Consider the following 19,650-nt stretch of genomic DNA (forward strand, 5'->3'; position numbering starts at 1 on the left):
TTAACCCGCCATTTTGCCAATGCGATGTTATGTGTAGTTTTTTTGTATCTTTGTCAGATGAAATTATCAGATTAGCATATTTACTTTACGCAACGTATAGGAAGAGAATAGTTTAGTATTATTCTTCGTTTCCTTATTGTCTCTTATTGTAAATTAAATATGTTAAATAATGAAAAATTTCTTCGAAAGTCCTTTTAAAGGAAAAATAATCAAAGACCACATAACTAATCCCAATATAATTTCGGGTAAATATTCTTATTATTCTGGTTATTATCACGGTCATTCATTTGACGATTGTGCTCGTTATCTGTTTCCGGACAGGAATGATGTCGATAAACTAATTATCGGTTCTTATTGTTCAATAGGGAGCGGTGCAAGTTTCATAATGGCAGGTAATCAAGGTCATAAATATGATTGGATTTCCAGTTTTCCATTTTTTTATATGTCTGAATTTGATGTTTTCAGTAAAAGCCAAGATGGATTTCAAAAAGCAGGAGATACAGTTGTTGGGAATGATGTTTGGATTGGTAGTGAAGCTATGATAATGCCAGGAGTTCAGATAGGAGATGGAGCTGTTATTGGCAGTCGTGCTTTGGTTACAAAAGATGTTGAACCTTATTCAATTGTAGGGGGAAATCCAGCCAAATTGATAAAAAAGAGATTTAGTGATGATGACATCCAAAAATTGCAGGAAATGAAATGGTGGGAATGGGATGAAGAAACCCTTTTTGAAGCAATGCCAATTCTTTGTTCAAATAAAATCGATTTGTTGTACAAGTTTTTTAGAAAAATGAAATGATAAAAAGAAGGTTCCGAAATTCGGAGCCTTTTTGTTTTAACTGCGTTTGCGGCTAAAATTACACATAACGACCGAGGCTATGGGCACGGGCGGGTTGCGGGCGTATTCGCTGTCGCACAGCGACAAGGCGAATGCGGGCGCAAAACCTGCTAAGTGCACGTCAGCCAGCCTGTGAACATAGGCGTGTGTTAGGTGGTCGTAGTTTGTTGTTTTTCAGTCGTTTAAATTTCGGCCGTTTAGTGAGCTTTCACTTCGAAAACCACAATTCAGTCGCTTGTTAAACCGCATTTTCCAACCGAAAACGCTCAAATTCGTTGTAAATTTTATATTTTCTTTTTTCTTAAAGTCTAACCGCTAAACTACGCACAAATTAACGAATAAAAACTGATTTTTTTGTCTTAGAATTCATGTTTTCCGACAGTTTTAAAGTCGAGAAACTCAAATTAAATGAACTGAATGTCAGTCGGAAAGCAGAAATAGAATCGAAAATTTTTCCGTTTAAGCACTTTCACGACAGCCCGAAACGGGTTTTTTATTTTCGGGTTGTCCGTGAGTTTGTTTTTCTTTTTGTTTTTTCGTCAAGTTTGTTCGTTAACCACTTTCAGTCCGCTAAAGAGCAGAGTCTGCAAAAAATGAACTTGGTTTCCTTATATTCAAATCGGAAATCTCCATTTCCAAAATTTCGTTCGTTATATGTCGTAGTCTGAAAAGTAATAAGTCTAATTTTCTTTCCTTTAAAATCTGCGAGGAATTGTCCGCCGTGCAAACTCCCGAAAGCCAGCAAATTCAGTCTAACCGATAAGTCAAAAAGTCGAGAAGAAGCGGACAGTTCCTCAAAGATTTTTCAGCAACAAATCCGTCTTTTTCCTTTTTTTACTATGACACCTAACGACCGAGGCTATGGGCTTGGGCGGGCTGCGGGCGGATTTCCTGTCGCCACAGCGACAAAGGAAATGCGGAACGACCTAAATCAGTCAGAAAATACTCAGTACGAGGTGGTTGTTCTGCATAAATTTTTCTATCTATAATCTTATACTCCAACAATTCTTTAAGTTGTTGATTTATTACACGTTCTGTTGCATCAGGCACCTCCTTGAATATCAGACTTGGGCGTAGTGGCTTATCTCGAAGTGCTTCTATGATGCAAATTTTCCACTTTCCGCCAAGCACCTGCATAGCAATGCTATAACCACATTCTAGATATATAGGGATTTTTCTTTCAGACATAATTGTATAGTTAATTTGTAGGAACAAGATACAAAAATAGTGCGAGAATGCATTCTTTGATTATTTTGCTTATCATTCTCTTATCCTAATTCCTTCTCAAACATATACATCAATTTATCTTTTTCATTCAGTTCTACACTTCTGCTTACCTTTTTATTGGTGATTTGATAGCCCGAAAATCGAGTAACAAAAATGCCCAAGCCTTGAGTGTAGGAGCTGACTTCTGCTGAGTATTCTTTACTAGTATCTAAAGGAATTTCACCCAAAATAGTAGTCCAATCACCATCTGAAGTAATAGTAGATATTTCGCCTTGCATCTTGTTGATGTCTGTAATAGCCCTAGCATTCACAGCTATTGGAATTTGCAATTTAAAATCTAAGATTGGCTCCAACAACTCAACATCAGCTTGTTGTAAAGCCAATCGAAAAACATAGGGAGCTAAACTTCTAAAGTCGGCAGGTGTGCTCACTGGACTATAATAGATTCCGTGAGAAAAAGTGACTTTAAGGTCGGTTACTTTCCAGCCATACAAACCCGATTCACAGGCTTTCTTGACTCCATCGAATACTGCATTCTGAAAAGATTGATTCAAGTAGCCCAATGAAATATCGCTCTCTATCGTAAGTCCCGCACCGATTGGCAAAGGTTCTATAATCAAGCCAATAGATGCCCAATAAGGATTAGGTGGCACTTCGATATGAATGGTGTATTCCGATTTCGTTTTCAGACGTTCCTTATAAATCGTTTTCACCTCTTCAAAGTAAGCATCTACCGAAAATCGCTCCTCCAACAAAGTCAAAATAACTTCCCGTTGAGTTGCTCCATAAAGAGAAACTTCTAGCTCATTATTATCAGCATTGATACCAAACGTTAAAGATGGATCTTCTACCGATAATACATTCATAGCAGAAATTAATTTACTCCTATCCTCTACTTTGGCAGGATGTATAGATGATTTGAGAGCAGGACTAGGAATATTCAATTTATCAAATAAACTTGGCATTGTTCCTAAATAATCACCTACCATCAGACTTTCGGCATGGTCTAAAATTGCAATATCGTTTGTAGAAACTTCATCTACATCTATTTCGTTTCCAGCGTAAAAGGTCTTTAAACTTCTTATTTTCAGATTCTCATCTGAGCCATTGAGGTTGTATGATTTTCTTGTTCTAAGGCTTCCCCCTATAATCTTTAGATAGGCTCGTTTCTGTTCCTTCTTATTATGCTCAATTTTATAGACATAGGCAGATAAATCGTTCTCTTGAGGTAGAGATGTTTCAATAAAAGTAGTGATTGAGTTTAGCAAATCTTCGATACCAATGCCATACATTGCTGAGCCATGGTAGATAGGATGTAGTTTAGCGAATTGAACAAGATGAATCATTGAACTCCAATAGTCTGAATTTGAGAGTTGCGTATCGCTTAAGTATTTTTCAAGCAAAGAATCATCTTTCTCCAAAATTGTTTCTCTGTCCTTTTCTGATATGTTGTGTATTGTACAGCTAGAAGTTAAAATCTTGCCATCAACGGATTGCATAAGAAGAATATCTTTTGAAAGGCTATTTTGTATTTCGAAATAAAGCTGATTTAGATTTACTCCCTCTCTATCTATTTTGTTGATAAATAGAATGGCTGGAATTTCTAGTTGTTGCAAGACATTGAACAACAATCTCGTTTGAGCTTGAATACCCTCTTTAGCAGACACCACAAGAATAGCACCATCTAGCATTCTAAAAGTGCGTTCCACTTCTGCTAGAAAGTCCATGTGTCCAGGAGTGTCGATAATATTAATCTTTGTATCGTTCCATTGAATAGACGTTGTAGAAGCTCTAACGGTGATACCTCTTCGTTTTTCAATATCCATCGAATCGGTTGTGGTATTACCTTTGTCCACACTTCCACGTACCTCAGTTGCTCCACTAGCAAATAGCAAGTTCTCAGTAATGGAGGTTTTTCCTGCATCAATATGTGCAAGAATACCTATATTTATAGTTTTCATTTGATTTTGTAAATAATATAGCGGATGCTTTGTAGAAATGCATCACATAAAAAATACATCCTTGATGGTAGAATGTACCACAAGAACTTGAATTCGTATTTCTAATTATATTATTTACTGCCGCATAGTGTGACAAAGGTAGAAAATAAATTTTAAAATCAACCCTACATTCAAGTTGAAAATGCAACTTTATTGATTATTAACTAAATGATATGTTTGATGAAAAAATCGAGGATAACTTTTTTCGAGCTCGATGGGACGGCTCCAAAAGTTATCACCCGCTTTTTTCGAGTAGATTCCAAATTCCATCAAATATCTGATTTGGGGATAAATATCCAAATCTTTTTCGTGGCCTGTTGTTTATCTGTTGTTCCACATAATTCACATATTCATGTGTAACATAATTGAAATCAACTTTTTTCGGTATATATTGCCTTACCAAGCGATTATAGTTTTCGTTGGAACCTCTTTGCCAGCTTGCATATGGCTTGGCAAAGAAAAAGTCGATTTTCAAGTCTCCGGCTACCATCTGATGACACGAAAACTCTTTTCCATTGTCAGATGTGATTGTTTTCAGGAATGGTTTCCAATCCTCCAGGCAATCAATAGTAACCAGTGCGAGTTGTTCCGCATCCTTGCCATCTAATTTTCGGAGTCTGGCTATTCCGGTTGCCCTGTCGTTGATGGTTAAGATGGCACCTTTGTGATCCTTGCCTATGATAAGGTCAATTTCCAAATCACCAAAGCGTTCCCGTAGTTCAACTTCAGGCGGTCTTAGAGATATATCTGTACGATTGGGGATTGTTCCCCGCTTGTCGTAAATCACACTTCGCTTTTTGTAGCGACGTCCACGGTTTCTCAGGTCAAGATATAGCGTCCCTTTTTTACGCTTATCTTGCCAAATAAACTGATAAATACGTTCGTGTGATACACAGTTATCTCCATTTGTTTTGGCAACACCTGCAATTTGTTCCGGACTGTATTTGAGACGCAATTTATCTCGTACATAAGCCTCAACCTCAGGTGTGAAGGTTCTCGCTTTAGCTTTGTATGCCTGACGCTTCAGGTATTTACGATGCGCTAAATCATCTTTGTATTCGCCAGATCGGGCATCTGCATTACGGCGGATTTCACGACTGACAACTGATTTATCTTTATTTATTACACGGGCAATCTCACATTGTGGATACCCACTTTGCAACATTGTGCAAATAGTATATCTTTGTTCTCTGGTTAAATGACTCATAAATGTCAACTTTGGTCGGTAGACAATATAGTTCATTTTTTCCATCAGGGCAAGGGGGAGTTATTCCTCCTGGCTCTGAAAAAAACAAACTTTCCTATTTTGTCTGCAAAGTTGCATTTACAACTTGAATTTTCATGTCAATTTCTTTTATTTTTCTGAAAAGTTTATTTCCAATTCTAAAGTACTCATAGTTGTTGTTAAAATAGAAAAATACTTTATATCTTCCTCTATAACTATAAACACTTTCGATTGGCAGAGTCATAACAATCTGATTACTGTTTTTTGCAACATTATAGCCAACAATGTGAAATATTGCTTCAGCTGTAATTCCAAAACTTGAATAAGAAATCATTGAAGCCATAATAATCAATAAAACATATGTAAACACTCTGTCTATAATTGACTTAAAACCTTTGTGAAGTCTTTTTAAAAAGTTAAGTCTGAGTAATGTTATAATAACAATTCCTATAATAAAAGGTATCCACTCTACAAATAAATTGTATTTAAAACTTTGTCCAATTGTCAGTGGTTTAAGAAAAAAGTAATAAATGACAGCATATGTAAGAAACCCTACAAATAATTTATATACAATATTTTCTTCTTGACTATGTTTGATTTTTATTGAGCTCAAAAACTTAAGCATATATTTTTCTAATTTTCATGTTCGCAATACTTAGTGTTCTAATCTTGAGTCTTGTAAAAATAGTTTTACCATTTATAATTGTTTTCACTCGTAAAAAAGAGATAAATTAAGTTCCTACTAATTCTCAACCACAATGTCCCGCTTTTGCTCGTTATTTGTCAATGTAATGAAGTGAAAAGTCAAAAATACTTCCTTTATAGTCTGCGAGGAATTGTCCGCCCGAAAAAGCTGACAGAAGTAAAAAGTCTGTCAAACCCGAACTGTCTGTCTATGTCGAAAAAACGGACAGTTCGTCAAAGACTTTTCAGTGAATAAATCTCTGTCTTTTCTTTTTTTACACTGACGCATAACGTTTTGGGGCTTTGCGATGGTGGGGCAATCGAAGCACAAATCTTCAATTTTGCACAAAAGTTGAACCGAAGAACAACAGTTGAACTTTGCAGTTTCGCCCCACTATTGCAAAACCCTTGTTAGCTGCTGGGCTTAATTTTGCTAAAATAGCTTATTTTTTGAGATAATAATTTGTACTTTTGTGGCTTCACTTCCAAAAAGTATACAACACGTGGCAAAGCCTTGGATTAAATAATTATTAGGGTAATTCTCTTCAAAACCCACTTTTATGGTATAGTACTCTATTAGTATTATGCTACAATTATTTTGTTGTATAATTTAATCAAGTTTTTATGGAAAACCGTAAATGGTTTAAGACCTATATGTTTATATGGGCTGGACAGTTTGCTTCAATGCTTACAAGTTATGCTGTTCAGTTTGCTATTGTTATATGGCTTAGTCTGGAGTACAAGTCAGCCGAAGTTTTAGCCTACGCAGGAATAGCAGCTATGTTGCCTCAAGCATTGATAGGCTTAATAGCAGGTGTATATGTTGACCGTCTCAATCGTAAATATGTAATGATTTTTTCGGATGCTTTTATAGCTCTCTGTGCCCTTTTGTTACTCGTCATTTTACAAAATGAAAATGTTAATCTTATATGGATATACATTTTATTGGGTTTACGCTCTGTTGGTAATGCTTTTCACGCTCCGGCACTACAGGCAATTGCTCCGCTGATTGTACCCCAAAATGAATTGATAAAGGTAGCAGGAATTAATCAGGTGTTACATTCGGTTTGCAGTATTGGTGGTCCTGCCATTGGCACATTAGCCATTGCTTATCTTCCTATTTCAAAAGTATTGTACTTGGATTTGATTGGAGCATTGCTGGCTATTCTTTCACTCGTGATGGTGAAAATTCCCAATGTGGTTGCGAAGTCAAAATCGTCTGCACATTCTATTGCTACAGAATTTTCGGAAGGGTTTCAGACTGTTTCAAAAAACAAAGGTTTGCGTTATCTTTTTCTTTATGCAATGGCGATAACCTTTGTTATAATGCCAGCTGCCATTATGTTTCCGTTGCTCACAACAGGGCATTTTGCAGGAGGAAAATGGGAGATAGGAATTGTAGAAGTGGTTTGGGGCGGAGGTATGCTTATTGGCGGTGTCATCCTGAGTATTTTCAAATTGAAAGGCTCAAAAGTAGTCGCAGTCAATGTTATGTATGTATTATTGGGACTTACATTTATTTTGAGTGGTGTATTACCTGCAAGTTGGTTTGTAGGATTTGTGATGGTAACAGCCATTGGCGGTATCAGCCTGTCTGTTTTCAATGGCTGTTTTACAGCAATTGTACAAACAGAGGTAAGTCCTGAAAAATTAGGACGTGTATTTTCACTTTATTATAGTTTGGCAGTTTTGCCAAGTGTAATCGGTTTATTATTCACAGGCCTGATTGCAGAAGTTATTGGTGTAAACATTACGTTTATCATAAGCGGTTGTTTGGCAATCCTTGTGGGTATTCTTTCGTTTAGCACTCGCAACTTAATGCAATTAGGTAAAATCAAAAATATTTAAAAAAATGAAAAATAGAGATATTCAAAAATTAGCGGAAAGAAATGGGTTAATTCTTTCGGATGAAATGAGTTTTAATGAAATGGGAATTGATTTTAAGGTTGGTTTCGCTACAGATAGGGATGGCACAAAGTGGTTGTTGCGTATTCCAAGAAGAACAACCTTAGGCGAACAGATTGCGAATGAGAAACGCATTCTTCAATTGGTGTCGAAATACCTTTCGGTTCAAGTTCCTGATTGGCGTATAGCTAATGAAAAACTGGTAGCCTATCCTTTGCTCGATGGAAAACCTGCACTTACTTATGATGCGGAGACTTATGAAGTAACCTGGAATATGTCTAAAGAAAACGACCTTTATATACCATCATTAGCGAAAGCACTTATAGAACTTCATTCAATTCCTACGGAAGAAGTACTTCGTAATAATCTAAAAGTTTTGACACCTGAACAGGTTAGAAATGAGATTTCTGAAAGATTGATTTTGGTGAAATCTGAATTAGGGATAAATGCCGAATTAGAACTTCGGTACCAAAAATGGCTGGATAATGATGCCTTATGGCCGAATTTTACAAAATTCATTCACGGTGATTTGTATGCAGGTCATACACTTACTCATCATAATGGAGAAGTTTGTGGAATTATTGATTGGTCAACTGCACAAGTCAGCGATATAGCACAAGATTTTTCAGGTCACGTTACTGTTTTCGGTGAAGAAAGTCTGAAAAATTTAATTTCGGCATACGAAAAACAAGGTGGAGAAGTATGGGATAAACTGTTTGAACAAGCAGTTGAACGAGCTGCTGCCGCACCTCTAGCTTATGGATATTTTGCTTTAGAAACACAAGATGAAATTCATCTTAGTTCTGCAAAATTACAGTTAGGTGTTGAGTAGATTTTTTTTAGTAGGGGCTGACACCTTAATCGGGTCAGCTCCCTATTATTTCAAGGGATGTTTATCTATTAGCGTTGTTGTGTAGCCTTGCAGCTAACGGTTTACGGCTTGGTGCTGTGGCGGCCTTTTAGTACTGTGGTTGAATAAAATTACTATCGTTCAATTGAGCACATCTGTTCAATAGAAATCCGTCACCCGCCATTTCGCCAAACCGATGTTAGCGGTAGTTTTTTCTTATTTCATGTAGGATTTCTTTCATTTTTGGTTCAATATTTAGTTCGTCAAATAGTTTTTCCGATAAATTTAATGAGTTTTCAAAAGCTAAAATTATATTTTTAGGATTTAAATCCGATGTTACTGTTTTATACGCAAAATACCAAGTCGTATCAATATCCTTTTCAAGACTTTTAGTTGGACTTTCCCAATGTTGGGTTTTGTTTGTTCTTGCTCTAATAAGCCAAAGCAAATATTTCTGAACATTTGATAAACTATGATGAGCATGAGCAAATTCTTCTCGCTTAATTAAGTTGCTTGTTGTCAGTATAACATTCAGTAATGATTGACTTAACCACAAGATGTTTTCATTTGTTATTCTTTCGGGCGATTTCGTTTTGATTTGATTTAGTGTTTTCGTTAAATGTCCGTCTTTGTCGATTAGGTTCATTTGGTCAAAATCGCTAAATGCAACAATTCCGTCCCAAGATTTGATAATTTCAATTTCCTCCGTTTTTAAAAAATGAAATTCGCCTCTGACCATATTCTCAAAAATAGCAACTTCGCTTCCATATTCATTTGTAAAATATAATGCCACAGGATGAATTTGATTTACCCATTTTTCCGACGAGAAATTTTCTTTATTTTTTAAAAAGATGTAAAATTCGATATCAGAATATTTATCTCCTTCGCTTTTAGTAAATGAACCATACATAAAAACAGCGGAAACATTTTCGTCTTGTTGAGCTATAGATTTTGTTTTGTTAATCATTTGTAACTGCGTCATTTCTTCTAATTTTTAAAAGTTGATAATAGAAATTCTCACTGCTTTTTGAAAGCAATAAAAAAGTTTCACTTTTTTTATTTTGAACATTTACTTATAGCTTCATCGGATTATATTTTTTTATGTTCAACATTCTGTTTGGTAAAATTACCGCTAACATAGTAATTTACGAAGTAAATAATAGAAAAGTTTCGTGAAATATTCCCTATATCCGTATTTCGTGTAATTACTTTGTTAAAAGTAATAAATTCTTTGATAGTCTATATTATCTAAATAACATTTGTATGAATAGCGAGGTTTTTATTTAAAATTTTTAAATTCTCAATCATGGATCACGAAACTCTACAATTGATACTTTATTAATCTATTTCATTACTTAACATAATTCTTATTATAGCCTTTATTTTTTGGTGCAAATCATTGATTTACAAATAGTGCCGAATCAGATAAACGAAAATCAAAAAAGAAGTGCTTTGTAGCCCTCTGTTTGCGTTGAAATGGAGTTATCCTATACAGACAAATAAAGCCTTGATTTTATAAAATCAAAGCTTTATTTGAAAAGATCAGAGTGAGTACCTGTTCTAACTAATTCTAGAAGCATTATTTCTGAATCTTCATTCCAGATTAAAAGTAAGTCAGGTTTTACATGGCATTCCCAATATCCTTTATATTCTCCTTTTAATTTATGAGGTTTATGTTTCTTGCTAATTCCTTTATTCCCTTGTTCGGCAAGATTATTTAAAAAACTTTGTAAAATTTCAAAGTCAGAATTACTACGTTTTTTTAGTAATTTCAAGTCTTTTATGAATTTATTAGAAGCGACTATTTTAAACATTATTTATATGCTTTTAAACAACTCGTCAACGCTATTAAATTTTATTCCATTACCTTTTTTAAGCTCGTTCATAGCTTCTATAGTATCTTCATTAGGCTCATTATGATTCAAGGCTTGTGAAATAATAGTTTCTAATAAATTGCTAATACTTCTATTTTCTTTTTTTGCACGCTTCTCTATTTTTAAATAAAGATCTCTATTTAATCTTAAAGAAGTTGCTCTTTTTGATTCTTTTGTATTCATAACACATCTATTTAAATACAAATTTAATGCTTTTTCAATTCATCTATAATAGATAACTGGTTTTTCACAGCATCTTTTTTCTTTTTAACCTCTTTTTCAATTGTAATAGAATGTTCATTTCCATGATTGAAAAGTATATACTCTATATATTTCTTCAAACTCATTCCATTGGAACTAGCAAGGATAGATAACCTACGCTCAGTTTCTAAATCCAAGTCAATTAATTTACGCTTCATTATTGATCTAATCCTTTTTCTTTTGCTTCAATAAAATTGCGTTGTTTAATAGTATCTAACATTATTCGTTCATTAATGGCTTTCTCTGAAATAGATTCTATTAGTTTTTCGTGTAATATTAATTGCTTCGTATATGCAGATTTATGATATTCTAATTCATTTAAAAGTGTGGTCAAATTCTCTTTAGAATCTTCTAATTGCTTTTTTAATAAAGGGTATTCAGTTAGTCTTTTTTGAAATTCTATATATTCATCTTCTGTAAAGTACTCTGTAATTCCGTTGTCGTTATCTGTCGTTAAGTTGTCGTTATTGTGTCGTTGGATTAAGATGTTGAATACATCTTCTTCAAACGAGACTTCTTTATTTGATTTATCAAAAATCTTATCGATATATCTTTGAGCTGTGCGTTTACTTATATTTAAGGCTTTTGATAGGTCGTCTGACGTGTATTTTTGATTCATGTTTTCAAGTTATTTAAGCTGTCGTTATGTTGTCGCTATTTTGTGTTTGTAAAATCCCTTGTTTAATATAAACGTTTATTATACAAGGGATAAAATGTAATTTTTAGTGTCGTTAAGTTGTCGTTATATTGTCGCTATTTATTTATTTGAATATTTTTTATCTAAAATTTGATCTATTTTATTTTTTAATGAACCTATTAAATAAGCCTTTAAATTCTTTATTTCATAAAGTATAGATTGTTCTTTTAGATCTACTAAAAAATCCAACAACTCTTCTTCTGATAAGTTGTTATATAAAGTCTCAAATAAATTAAGATTATTACTTAATTCTTTGTCTGTAAACTCGTAATTATATTTTAGATAATCCTCTATGTTTTTAGGGATAAACCAACGATTAGACATTTGTTTTAAAACCTTTTGTTTTTTAATGCTTTCATCTTCAAATTGTGGTTGATGAACTGGGATAAATCGAATACTTGTTATTTTTCGACCTGTTTTAATTAAGTCGTAGTGAAATGTATATGGTGAACATTTATCAAGTTCTTTTTTTGCAGGTATGATAACCTTATTAATAAAATTAGTAGTTAGTTTATATTTATTTTCTAGTCCAAATATTTCTTTAAGGGTTTCTATAGAGTAATTAATAGGTGTTTTTTGATTTGAAAAAAGTTCATAAAATCTCATAGAATAAACACTTTCAAATTTCATAGCAGTTGCTAACTCATATTTTCTATATCCTTTAGAAAAGTCCATAAGAGTTTGATATATCCAATCTGTAATAAAAAACGAAACAGATTGAGAATATTTATTAATTCTTACTTTAAAAATAATTCCATCACTTTTGTACTCATTCTCATCTTCATAGGAAATTACTTTTCTCTGTAGACTTTTTAAAGCATTTTTTACTCTTGTATGATTTTTATCTTCTTCTCCGTTTAGGAATGAAGATATTGGTAATGTGTATTTAACATCATCATAAATATCTTTTTCAATGGAATAGTTTTGATTTAGTTTTTTACTTTCAATTAAGTTTTGATTTAACTCTATGATTCGGTATAAAATTCTCTTTTCATAAACAGAATAATCGTATTTTGCTGTAGTTAAGATATAAGATTGTAACACCTCTTTATTTTTAATATTCATAGTAGTTATTATTACCTGATGAATACAAATATAATCAAATATTACTTACAAATCACAAGTAATAGTAAGTATTCAAAAAGTAATAATAAGGCGATTAAAAAGTATTCGAAAAGTAATAGTAGAGTATTCAAAAAGTAATAGTTCGTGTTTTTTAAATCCTTGTAAAAACTATGATAATCAAAATATTATTCGTTTTTTGTCATAAGCCGATAAGTAATGTTAGATAAGCTATGTTTAATTAATACAAAAACATAGTGTTTTTTTTAGTCTTTTAAGGGTTAATTTTTCTATGAAAAATCGAAACTTGCCTCCTTATTTTAAACTCGCTGAATTCGTTAGAGTGGAAAAAACAAAACAAAAAAAGGATTCAGCAGACCGCAGGTCGCACCAGGGGGCGGCGATTTTTATTCTTTAAAGGTTTAGTCTATTTAAATAATAGCTCAAAATGGTGATTATTTCAATTCTGAGCTTACTTTTCATTTTTTATAGTATTATACATGTTTTGAATAGTTAAAGTTGTTTAAAACGCATTATTTCAAATTTTTCATATTAGACTTTTTCTTCACTTGATTTTTTATCGAAAAAATCTGTAAAAAATAGCTTCAAAAATTCGTTAAAAAACAAATTAACAATATTGTAAATGAAATAATAAAATTAATTCTGTTGGATTTTTGTTTTATTGATGTTGTGTATTGTAAATAAGTAAGTTACAAATGTTAAAGTCGGCTCAAAATTTGGCGAAAACGAGGCTAAATACTAACTTACTAAGAATTGAGAGGTCAAGAGGTGTGCTTGTCAGTACAAAATTCCGCTTTCGCTCCATTTTTCACTGCCTACGCACCTCTTGTTTTCTCCCTTTGGTCAAAAAGGATTCGCTATCGCTCAATATTAGAAATTTATGAAAGAATACTTTGAAAAGAAAACCGAAAAAATACAACTGCGTTTAACATCATTTGAAAAAAAAATATTAAAAATAAAAGCAGAAGATAGCGGATTAACCCTATCTGAATTTGTTTTAAGTTCTGCCCTTAATCGTCAAATCAAACCCCCAATGACTTCGGAGGAATTGGACAGTTATAAAACCTTAAAACAATATCAGACCAATTTTGCACGAATATCAAACCTAATCAAAGGGAAAGAAAAAGGTTTGAATGAAGAAATTGAACAAACAATTAAGTTAATCAATCAACACCTAAAAACTATTGTCAATGGTAAGTAAAGGTTCAGCAACAAAAGGAAGTGCACAAGCAATTGACTACATTATGAACGATAAAGAAAAAGGTCAAGCAGTAGAACTTGACCGCAATTTAATTTCGGGAAATAATGGCAATGAAATAATCGCAGAATTTAGAGAAATCCAACAATTCAACCATAATTGCAGTAACAACACCTACAGCATTGTTTTAAGCCCAAGTGAAGAAAAAAAACATTGGAGCAATGAAGAATTAAAAGACTTTGGACAGGCCCATCTTAAAAATTTAGGATTAGAAAATAATCAGTACTTAATGACTGCCCATCGAAGTACAAAACACCCTCATATACACATTATTTGTAATCGAATAGATTTAGATGGCAATGCTCATAGCGACCAATTTATCTCTAAAAAGTGTCAAGAAAGTGCCGAGAAAATAGCCCAAGAAAAAGGCTTAATTACCGCAAAAGAAATGGCACAATTAAAGCAAATTGAACTAAAACCCTTAAAAAAAGAAATACACCAAGCTCACGAATTTGCAAAAGAGAAATCCAACAATTTTAACGAATACAAGGATTATATGTATTCTAAAGGCATAGAAGTTCAACCAACCGTCAATAAAAATGGAGAAATGCAAGGCTATAGGCTTAAACACAGAGAAAGTGAGTTAAATTTTAAAGCCTCTGAAATCCATAAAAACGTTGGTTTAAAAGACTTAATTGAAAATAGGGTAACAATTGATAGTAAATTAAGCAAACCACTTGAAAACATAAGGCAAAATCTTCCTACTGAAAAGATTTTGGAAGAAGTACAAGAGTTAAAAATAACAAAATCAAGAAGTAGAGGACTAAGTTTATAATTATGGTAACAAGAAAACAAATAGGAACAGAACAGTTGGCGAAAGTTTTAGAGTTTACACTTGAAGAACTTCGCAAAGATTTAGCCGTTAATAAAACAACGACAGAGCAAATTCAAAGGCGTTTTTTAGAACGTTTGGAAGAAAACTATAACAGAGAGTTAAAAATCAATTTAGACCCCTTTATTACAGCTAATAATAGCTTTAATTCTAATTTGAAAAGTACCATTGAAAACGAACAAGCTTTTTTAAGCCGTTTTAAGGATGATTTATTTAAAAATATACAAGAATATATCAAGACATCAGAACGTCAAGCAGAAGAGTTGAAAACAGTAAAAAAAGATATAAATTTCACATACATCGGTTTAGGATTAATTCTTTTAGCTGTTGTTTTCTTTTATTTCACTTATTCAATCGGATTTAAAAATAAATCAGATATACGAGAAGAATACAAAAAAGAACTTATCCAAAACGGGCAGTATAATACCCAAGAAAATGCAATCTTTTTAGAGAAATTTAATAAATGGATTAAAAAGAATCCGAAAGACTTTGAAAAATTAAGCAATGAAATTGATAAAACAACGGATTAACTTCTTTTTGACCTGTTTGAATAATCAAACTTCAACGCAAACAGGGGGCTGTAGATCATATATTTTTTTGTTTGTATTTATCCAATTCGGCACTGCTTCAAAATCAGCTAAATGCAACAAAAAATAGAGGCTATAATAACACTTATGTTAAATATTAAAAAATAGATTGATTATTTAATTTTATTATCGTAATATTGCGATGTTAAATATTTAGATATGGGTATTACTAAAACAGAATTTTTCACAGATGAACAAAATAAATTATCTATTTTGTTTAAAGTATTAGGACATCCAGCTCGTATTGCAATTATACAACATATAATCAATCAAAAAGCTTGTATATGTAATGATTTAGTAGATGAACTAGGTTTAGCACAGGCTACTATTTCTCAGCATTTAAAGGAATTAAAAAGTATAGGAATTATTCAAGGAAATATAGAGGGCAAATCAGTATGCTATTGTATTGATGAAAATATTTGGAATGAAATTAAAAATAAATTAATTTCTTTTTTCAATCAAAATGTAAATATAAATCAATGCTGTTAAAAGCAATTTTATATCTACTATAATCGTAATATTACGATATTGAATTATATAATAATAAAATATAAATAATTATGAAATTATCAGAGATTAAAGAAATACTACCAAAATTAGAAAATGTAGAATTTCAATTAGAAGATGGAACATTCGTACCGGAACACTTTCATGTTACAGAAGTTGGACAAATTATTAAAAATTTCATTGATTGTGGTGGAACTATTAGAAATGAAAAAGTTGTCAATTTTCAATTATGGAATGCAGATGATTATGAACATAGATTAAAACCTAATAAATTATTACACATTATAGAATTGTCAGAAAATAAATTAGGTATTGAAAATGGAGAAATAGAGGTTGAATATCAAGCAGGAACGATAGGTAAGTATGATTTGGAATTTAATGGCAAAAACTTTGTTTTGAAAAATAAATTAACTGCTTGTTTGGCAGAAGATGCCTGTGGAATCCCACTTGCAACTGATAATAAATTTAGAGTAAAAGAAGATAATTCTTCTTGTACACCAAATTCCGGTTGTTGTTAAGTATAAAAATAATTTTTATATGTATTTAAAATTATTTAAAGAGATTTCTATAATACAAAATATTGATATTATATCTATTGAAAGAAAGGCTGTTTTACAGCCTTTTATAGATTATATTCAACAAAAAGTTGATTGTAAACAAACTGTAAATATTAACTTTATTTGCACACATAATTCTCGAAGAAGTCATCTTTCACAAGTTTGGGCGCAGGTAGCAGCCGCATATTTTAATATTCCTAATGTACAATGTTATTCGGGAGGAACAGAAGTAACAGCTTTATTTCCTAAAGTAGCAGAAACGTTAATGAGTCAAGGTTTAAATATTCAAATCATAGCAGATAATTCTAACCCTATTTATGCAATTAAGTATGATGAGAATACGCAATCAATCATTGGTTTTTCTAAAAAATATGATGATATATTTAATCCTACATCACAATTTGTCGCAGTTTTGACCTGTTCACAAGCTGATGGAGGTTGTCCTTTTATTCCAGGAGCAGAGAAAAGAATACCTATCACTTTTGAAGATCCAAAAATATCTGATGGAACTGCTCAACAAATGGAAGTTTATAAACAGAAAAGTATTGAAATAGCTTCAGAAATGTTGTATGTATTTTCTCAAATTAAAAACTAAAAAATGCAACCAAAATTAAAATTCTTAGATAGAAATCTAACTTTATGGATTTTCCTTGCTATGGCATTAGGAGTATTTATAGGTTATATATTTCCTAATGTTTCTCAAGTTACAGATAGCTTGAGTGTAGGTACAACTAATATTCCTTTGGCAATAGGGTTAATATTAATGATGTTTCCACCATTAGCAAAGGTGGATTATTCATTATTACCACAAGCTTTTAAAGATAAAAAAATCATAGGTATTTCTTTAATACTAAATTGGTTTATAGGTACATTATTAATGTTTGGGTTAGCTGTCTTATTTCTACACGATGAACCACATTATATGACAGGTTTAATTCTTATTGGATTAGCAAGATGTATTGCAATGGTTATTGTTTGGAGTGATTTAGCTAAAGCAAATAGAGAATATACAGCAATGCTTGTAGCTTTAAATAGTATTTTCCAAGTATTTAGTTATAGCTTTTTAGTTTGGCTTTTTATAAATGTACTTCCAAGTAAATTAGGCTTAGCTAATTTCAATGTGTCAGTATCAATGGGAGAGGTAACACAAAGTGTATTAATATACTTAGGAATACCTTTTTTAGCTGGGTTTATTACACGTTATACTTTAGTTAAAGCAAAAGGAATAGAATGGTATAATCACAAATTTGTGCCTAAAATTTCACCGATTACTTTGTATGCATTATTATTTACGATAGTTGTAATGTTTAGTCTTAAAGGAGATAAAATTTTAGAATTACCAATGGACGTTGTTAAAGTTGCCATTCCTTTAATTATTTATTTTGTTCTAATGTTTTTTGTAAGCTTCTTTGTGAACAAGTCATTGAAAGTTCCATATGACAAGAACGCTTCAATATCTTTTACTGCTACAGGTAATAATTTTGAATTAGCAATTGCAGTTTCTATTGCAGTTTTCGGTATTCATTCTCCACAGGCTTTTGTAGGTGTAATAGGTCCATTAGTTGAAGTTCCTGTTTTAATTCTATTAGTAAAAGCCAGTCTATGGTTGAAGAAAAAATATTATTAAACTTATAACAGAGATTATGTAAAGTATATAAGATATATATAAACATAAAAGCCACGACCTAAACAGATCGTGGCTTTTTTATTTTATGATGTTTTATAAAAGTTCCTATATATTGTTTAACATAAAACGTGTTATGTTCTTTTTGATTGCTTAACGTTTGGCAAATTGGCGATGGAGCCGACTTTTAGCACAAATGTTGAATAGAATTACTAATCTTCAACATTGCACAAAAGTTCAATAGAAGTACTTCACCGGCTCTATTGCCAATTTGTTTGTTATGTGCCGTTTTATTCCATTTTATACATTTAACAATTGCTGAAACGTAAAGTCGGGTTTAAACATTTCAATTTCGTTTTGAGTTGATTCTTCTTGTGCTTCTTTGCCATAGATAAACATTTGCTGTTCATAATTTTTAACAGCCTCTTCAATGCTATTAAATTTTCCATCGGCTAGATTATCAGACAATATCAAGGCATCCACCAACCCACTATTTACTCCCTGCCCTGCAAAAGGCGGCATCAAATGTGCGGCATCCCCAATCATTGTTATGGGTAATGGGCGCTTGCTTTTCCAAGGCTTTTCTAAAGGAAATATCCGTGTAGCCAATCCTACAAATGACAACGTCGTATGAATCAATTCTTTGTAGCGTTCGTCCCAATCGGAAAATTCTTTCAGAAGAAAATCAACGACACTATTTCTGTTTTGAAAATCTACCTGCGTTTGGTTTTTCCATTCATCAGGTGTTTTAAAACTTATTCCAAAATGCAATGCACCATTATTATTGGGGTTAGCAAATAATAAATTACCTTGGTGAGATGCCATTAGCCGGTTTCCATTGCATAGCTGAAAAAATCCAGGACAGTTTATCTCTGGTTGATGAATATCGGCTTGTATATTGAAAGTACCTGTTTCTTCAACTTCCGTGTCGGTAACAAATTTTCTTACCTTGGACATCCCGCCATTGGCAAGAATAACCAAATCTGCTGTTTCACTCGGTTTATTCTCAAAAGTTAGTGTCCACTTCTTCTTACCAGGTTCAAGCATAACAAGTTTTCTATCCCAAATAACCGTGTCGTTTTCTAAACTATTCAACAAGATAGCCCTTAAGTCATTTCTGTTTATTTCAGGATTGTCAAATCGATTTTCGGGCTTTACATTTTTTGTGGATAAAATATTGCCTTTTTCATCAGCAATATTTACACCCATTGGTAAGGCTAAGTCATAATAAGTTTGTAACAATCCCGCTTTTTTCATTGCTTCCTGACCTGAACCTTTGTGTAGGTCAAGGGTTCCACCAAAAATTCTTGCCTCTCGGTCGTTGTCTCTTTCGTAAACTGAAACGTCTATGCCGTTTTGCTGTAATAATTTTGCCATAGTCAGTCCAACGGGTCCACCACCAATTATTGCAACGTTCTTATCACTAAGTAAATTCATTTGTTTGTCTGTATCTATTCACATTGTCATTCAAAAATGGCACATAACGGGAAACGCATTGGCGAAGTGGCGGATAAATTGAACCGAAAGTTCAATTTAGCAGTGACGTAGCCGATGTGTTTCCACAGAAGCTAAATTATTAAAAAAAAGCTGAATGTGGAACACATTCGGCGGAATAAAAAGCACAAAAGTTGAATTTTGTAC

Annotated in this window: 21 protein-coding genes; 10 read left to right on the forward strand and 11 right to left on the reverse strand. The window is 32.5% G+C overall.

From position 1 onward, the window contains the following. Window positions 1-169 precede the first annotated feature (169 nt). Window positions 170-799: a type B chloramphenicol O-acetyltransferase gene (catB, locus tag FH779_RS17435; RefSeq protein ID WP_014043450.1), complete on the forward strand. Its 630-nt coding sequence runs from the start codon at window positions 170-172 to the stop codon at window positions 797-799. Window positions 800-1,684: 885 nt separating this feature from the next. Here catB and FH779_RS17440 read toward each other — a convergent pair. The 4 genes from FH779_RS17440 to FH779_RS17455 all read right to left on the reverse strand — a co-directional run bounded on the left by FH779_RS17440 (window position 1,685) and on the right by FH779_RS17455 (window position 5,915). Beyond that, window positions 1,685-2,026 (reverse strand): winged helix-turn-helix transcriptional regulator, encoded by a 342-nt coding sequence (locus tag FH779_RS17440; protein WP_150433340.1) that lies wholly within the window; start codon window positions 2,024-2,026, stop codon window positions 1,685-1,687. An 80-nt stretch (window positions 2,027-2,106) separates the two neighbouring features. Next, window positions 2,107-4,026 (reverse strand): tetracycline resistance ribosomal protection protein Tet(36), encoded by a 1,920-nt coding sequence (tet(36), locus tag FH779_RS17445; protein ID WP_150433341.1) that lies wholly within the window; start codon window positions 4,024-4,026, stop codon window positions 2,107-2,109. Between the two features lie 274 nt (window positions 4,027-4,300). Continuing rightward, a complete protein-coding gene (locus FH779_RS17450; protein WP_180906896.1) occupies window positions 4,301-5,272 on the reverse strand; it encodes an IS30 family transposase in 972 nt (323 codons plus the stop codon). Window positions 5,273-5,366: 94 nt separating this feature from the next. After that, entirely contained in the window at window positions 5,367-5,915 is a 549-nt protein-coding gene (locus FH779_RS17455) for a hypothetical protein (protein ID WP_180906897.1), read from the reverse strand. A gap of 683 nt (window positions 5,916-6,598) precedes the next feature. Here FH779_RS17455 and mef(C) point away from each other — a divergent pair. Continuing rightward, on the forward strand, window positions 6,599-7,822 hold the full coding sequence (gene mef(C) / locus FH779_RS17460; protein ID WP_085286200.1) for a macrolide efflux MFS transporter Mef(C): 1,224 nt from the start codon (window positions 6,599-6,601) through the stop codon (window positions 7,820-7,822). A 4-nt stretch (window positions 7,823-7,826) separates the two neighbouring features. Further along, window positions 7,827-8,711 (forward strand): Mph(E)/Mph(G) family macrolide 2'-phosphotransferase, encoded by an 885-nt coding sequence (mph, locus tag FH779_RS17465; RefSeq protein WP_078213155.1) that lies wholly within the window; start codon window positions 7,827-7,829, stop codon window positions 8,709-8,711. Window positions 8,712-8,928: 217 nt separating this feature from the next. Here the strand turns inward: mph and lnu(H) are convergent, their stop codons facing one another. The 6 genes from lnu(H) to FH779_RS17495 all read right to left on the reverse strand — a co-directional run bounded on the left by lnu(H) (window position 8,929) and on the right by FH779_RS17495 (window position 12,626). After that, on the reverse strand, window positions 8,929-9,711 hold the full coding sequence (lnu(H), locus tag FH779_RS17470) for a lincosamide nucleotidyltransferase Lnu(H) (RefSeq protein WP_051021433.1): 783 nt from the start codon (window positions 9,709-9,711) through the stop codon (window positions 8,929-8,931). A gap of 547 nt (window positions 9,712-10,258) precedes the next feature. After that, a complete protein-coding gene (locus FH779_RS17475) occupies window positions 10,259-10,543 on the reverse strand; it encodes a type II toxin-antitoxin system RelE/ParE family toxin (RefSeq protein ID WP_180906884.1) in 285 nt (94 codons plus the stop codon). Window positions 10,544-10,546: 3 nt separating this feature from the next. After that, window positions 10,547-10,786 carry a hypothetical protein gene (locus FH779_RS17480; protein WP_180906885.1) on the reverse strand — a complete coding sequence of 80 codons (240 nt, stop codon included), beginning with the start codon at window positions 10,784-10,786 and terminating at the stop codon, window positions 10,547-10,549. A gap of 23 nt (window positions 10,787-10,809) precedes the next feature. Then, entirely contained in the window at window positions 10,810-11,022 is a 213-nt protein-coding gene (locus FH779_RS17485; protein ID WP_180906886.1) for a hypothetical protein, read from the reverse strand. Next, window positions 11,022-11,483 (reverse strand): hypothetical protein, encoded by a 462-nt coding sequence (locus FH779_RS17490; protein ID WP_180906887.1) that lies wholly within the window; start codon window positions 11,481-11,483, stop codon window positions 11,022-11,024. The genes FH779_RS17485 and FH779_RS17490 overlap by 1 nt, the downstream gene beginning before the upstream one ends. Before the next feature lie 138 nt (window positions 11,484-11,621). Then, window positions 11,622-12,626, reverse strand: a complete 1,005-nt coding sequence (locus FH779_RS17495) for a replication initiation protein (RefSeq protein WP_180906888.1) — start codon at window positions 12,624-12,626, stop codon at window positions 11,622-11,624. An 898-nt stretch (window positions 12,627-13,524) separates the two neighbouring features. On the opposite strand from FH779_RS17495, the gene FH779_RS17500 reads away from it, so the two are divergent. The 7 genes from FH779_RS17500 (at window position 13,525) to arsB (ending at window position 18,012) form a co-directional block, all read left to right on the forward strand. After that, a complete protein-coding gene (locus FH779_RS17500; protein WP_180906889.1) occupies window positions 13,525-13,845 on the forward strand; it encodes a plasmid mobilization protein in 321 nt (106 codons plus the stop codon). Beyond that, on the forward strand, window positions 13,835-14,677 hold the full coding sequence (locus FH779_RS17505) for a relaxase/mobilization nuclease domain-containing protein (protein ID WP_180906890.1): 843 nt from the start codon (window positions 13,835-13,837) through the stop codon (window positions 14,675-14,677). Before FH779_RS17500 ends, FH779_RS17505 begins: the two co-directional genes overlap by 11 nt. Before the next feature lie 2 nt (window positions 14,678-14,679). Continuing rightward, window positions 14,680-15,264: a hypothetical protein gene (locus FH779_RS17510; RefSeq protein ID WP_180906891.1), complete on the forward strand. Its 585-nt coding sequence runs from the start codon at window positions 14,680-14,682 to the stop codon at window positions 15,262-15,264. 216 nt (window positions 15,265-15,480) lie between these two features. Further along, complete coding sequence (locus FH779_RS17515; protein ID WP_180906892.1) at window positions 15,481-15,810, forward strand: ArsR/SmtB family transcription factor; 330 nt, start codon at window positions 15,481-15,483, stop codon at window positions 15,808-15,810. Window positions 15,811-15,881: 71 nt separating this feature from the next. Continuing rightward, window positions 15,882-16,346 carry a DUF6428 family protein gene (locus FH779_RS17520; RefSeq protein WP_180906893.1) on the forward strand — a complete coding sequence of 155 codons (465 nt, stop codon included), beginning with the start codon at window positions 15,882-15,884 and terminating at the stop codon, window positions 16,344-16,346. A 19-nt stretch (window positions 16,347-16,365) separates the two neighbouring features. Continuing rightward, window positions 16,366-16,980 carry an arsenate-mycothiol transferase ArsC gene (locus tag FH779_RS17525; protein ID WP_180906894.1) on the forward strand — a complete coding sequence of 205 codons (615 nt, stop codon included), beginning with the start codon at window positions 16,366-16,368 and terminating at the stop codon, window positions 16,978-16,980. 3 nt (window positions 16,981-16,983) lie between these two features. After that, window positions 16,984-18,012 (forward strand): ACR3 family arsenite efflux transporter, encoded by a 1,029-nt coding sequence (gene arsB, locus FH779_RS17530; protein ID WP_180906895.1) that lies wholly within the window; start codon window positions 16,984-16,986, stop codon window positions 18,010-18,012. A 297-nt stretch (window positions 18,013-18,309) separates the two neighbouring features. On the opposite strand, the gene tet(X) is transcribed toward arsB, so the two are convergent. Next, entirely contained in the window at window positions 18,310-19,446 is a 1,137-nt protein-coding gene (gene tet(X) / locus FH779_RS17535; protein ID WP_005790843.1) for a tetracycline-inactivating monooxygenase Tet(X), read from the reverse strand. Window positions 19,447-19,650: the final 204 nt, after the last annotated feature.

The organism is Empedobacter falsenii, assembly GCF_013488205.1.
Lineage (GTDB): Bacteria > Bacteroidota > Bacteroidia > Flavobacteriales > Weeksellaceae > Empedobacter > Empedobacter falsenii_C.

What these genes read in the sequence shown, in the direction of transcription:
- FH779_RS17440 (WP_150433340.1), bottom strand. Translation starts at nt 2,026, where the DNA reads ATGTCTGAAAGAAAAATCCCTATATATCTAGAATGTGGTTATAGCATT.
- FH779_RS17455 (WP_180906897.1), bottom strand. Translation starts at nt 5,915, where the DNA reads ATGCTTAAGTTTTTGAGCTCAATAAAAATCAAACATAGTCAAGAAGAA.
- FH779_RS17525 (WP_180906894.1), top strand. Translation starts at nt 16,366, where the DNA reads ATGTATTTAAAATTATTTAAAGAGATTTCTATAATACAAAATATTGAT.
- FH779_RS17520 (WP_180906893.1), top strand. Translation starts at nt 15,882, where the DNA reads ATGAAATTATCAGAGATTAAAGAAATACTACCAAAATTAGAAAATGTA.
- mph (WP_078213155.1), top strand. Translation starts at nt 7,827, where the DNA reads ATGAAAAATAGAGATATTCAAAAATTAGCGGAAAGAAATGGGTTAATT.
- FH779_RS17480 (WP_180906885.1), bottom strand. Translation starts at nt 10,786, where the DNA reads ATGAATACAAAAGAATCAAAAAGAGCAACTTCTTTAAGATTAAATAGA.
- FH779_RS17485 (WP_180906886.1), bottom strand. Translation starts at nt 11,022, where the DNA reads ATGAAGCGTAAATTAATTGACTTGGATTTAGAAACTGAGCGTAGGTTA.
- catB (WP_014043450.1), top strand. Translation starts at nt 170, where the DNA reads ATGAAAAATTTCTTCGAAAGTCCTTTTAAAGGAAAAATAATCAAAGAC.
- FH779_RS17510 (WP_180906891.1), top strand. Translation starts at nt 14,680, where the DNA reads ATGGTAACAAGAAAACAAATAGGAACAGAACAGTTGGCGAAAGTTTTA.
- FH779_RS17450 (WP_180906896.1), bottom strand. Translation starts at nt 5,272, where the DNA reads ATGAGTCATTTAACCAGAGAACAAAGATATACTATTTGCACAATGTTG.
- FH779_RS17515 (WP_180906892.1), top strand. Translation starts at nt 15,481, where the DNA reads ATGGGTATTACTAAAACAGAATTTTTCACAGATGAACAAAATAAATTA.
- FH779_RS17495 (WP_180906888.1), bottom strand. Translation starts at nt 12,626, where the DNA reads ATGAATATTAAAAATAAAGAGGTGTTACAATCTTATATCTTAACTACA.
- arsB (WP_180906895.1), top strand. Translation starts at nt 16,984, where the DNA reads ATGCAACCAAAATTAAAATTCTTAGATAGAAATCTAACTTTATGGATT.
- FH779_RS17490 (WP_180906887.1), bottom strand. Translation starts at nt 11,483, where the DNA reads ATGAATCAAAAATACACGTCAGACGACCTATCAAAAGCCTTAAATATA.
- FH779_RS17475 (WP_180906884.1), bottom strand. Translation starts at nt 10,543, where the DNA reads ATGTTTAAAATAGTCGCTTCTAATAAATTCATAAAAGACTTGAAATTA.
- FH779_RS17505 (WP_180906890.1), top strand. Translation starts at nt 13,835, where the DNA reads ATGGTAAGTAAAGGTTCAGCAACAAAAGGAAGTGCACAAGCAATTGAC.
- FH779_RS17500 (WP_180906889.1), top strand. Translation starts at nt 13,525, where the DNA reads ATGAAAGAATACTTTGAAAAGAAAACCGAAAAAATACAACTGCGTTTA.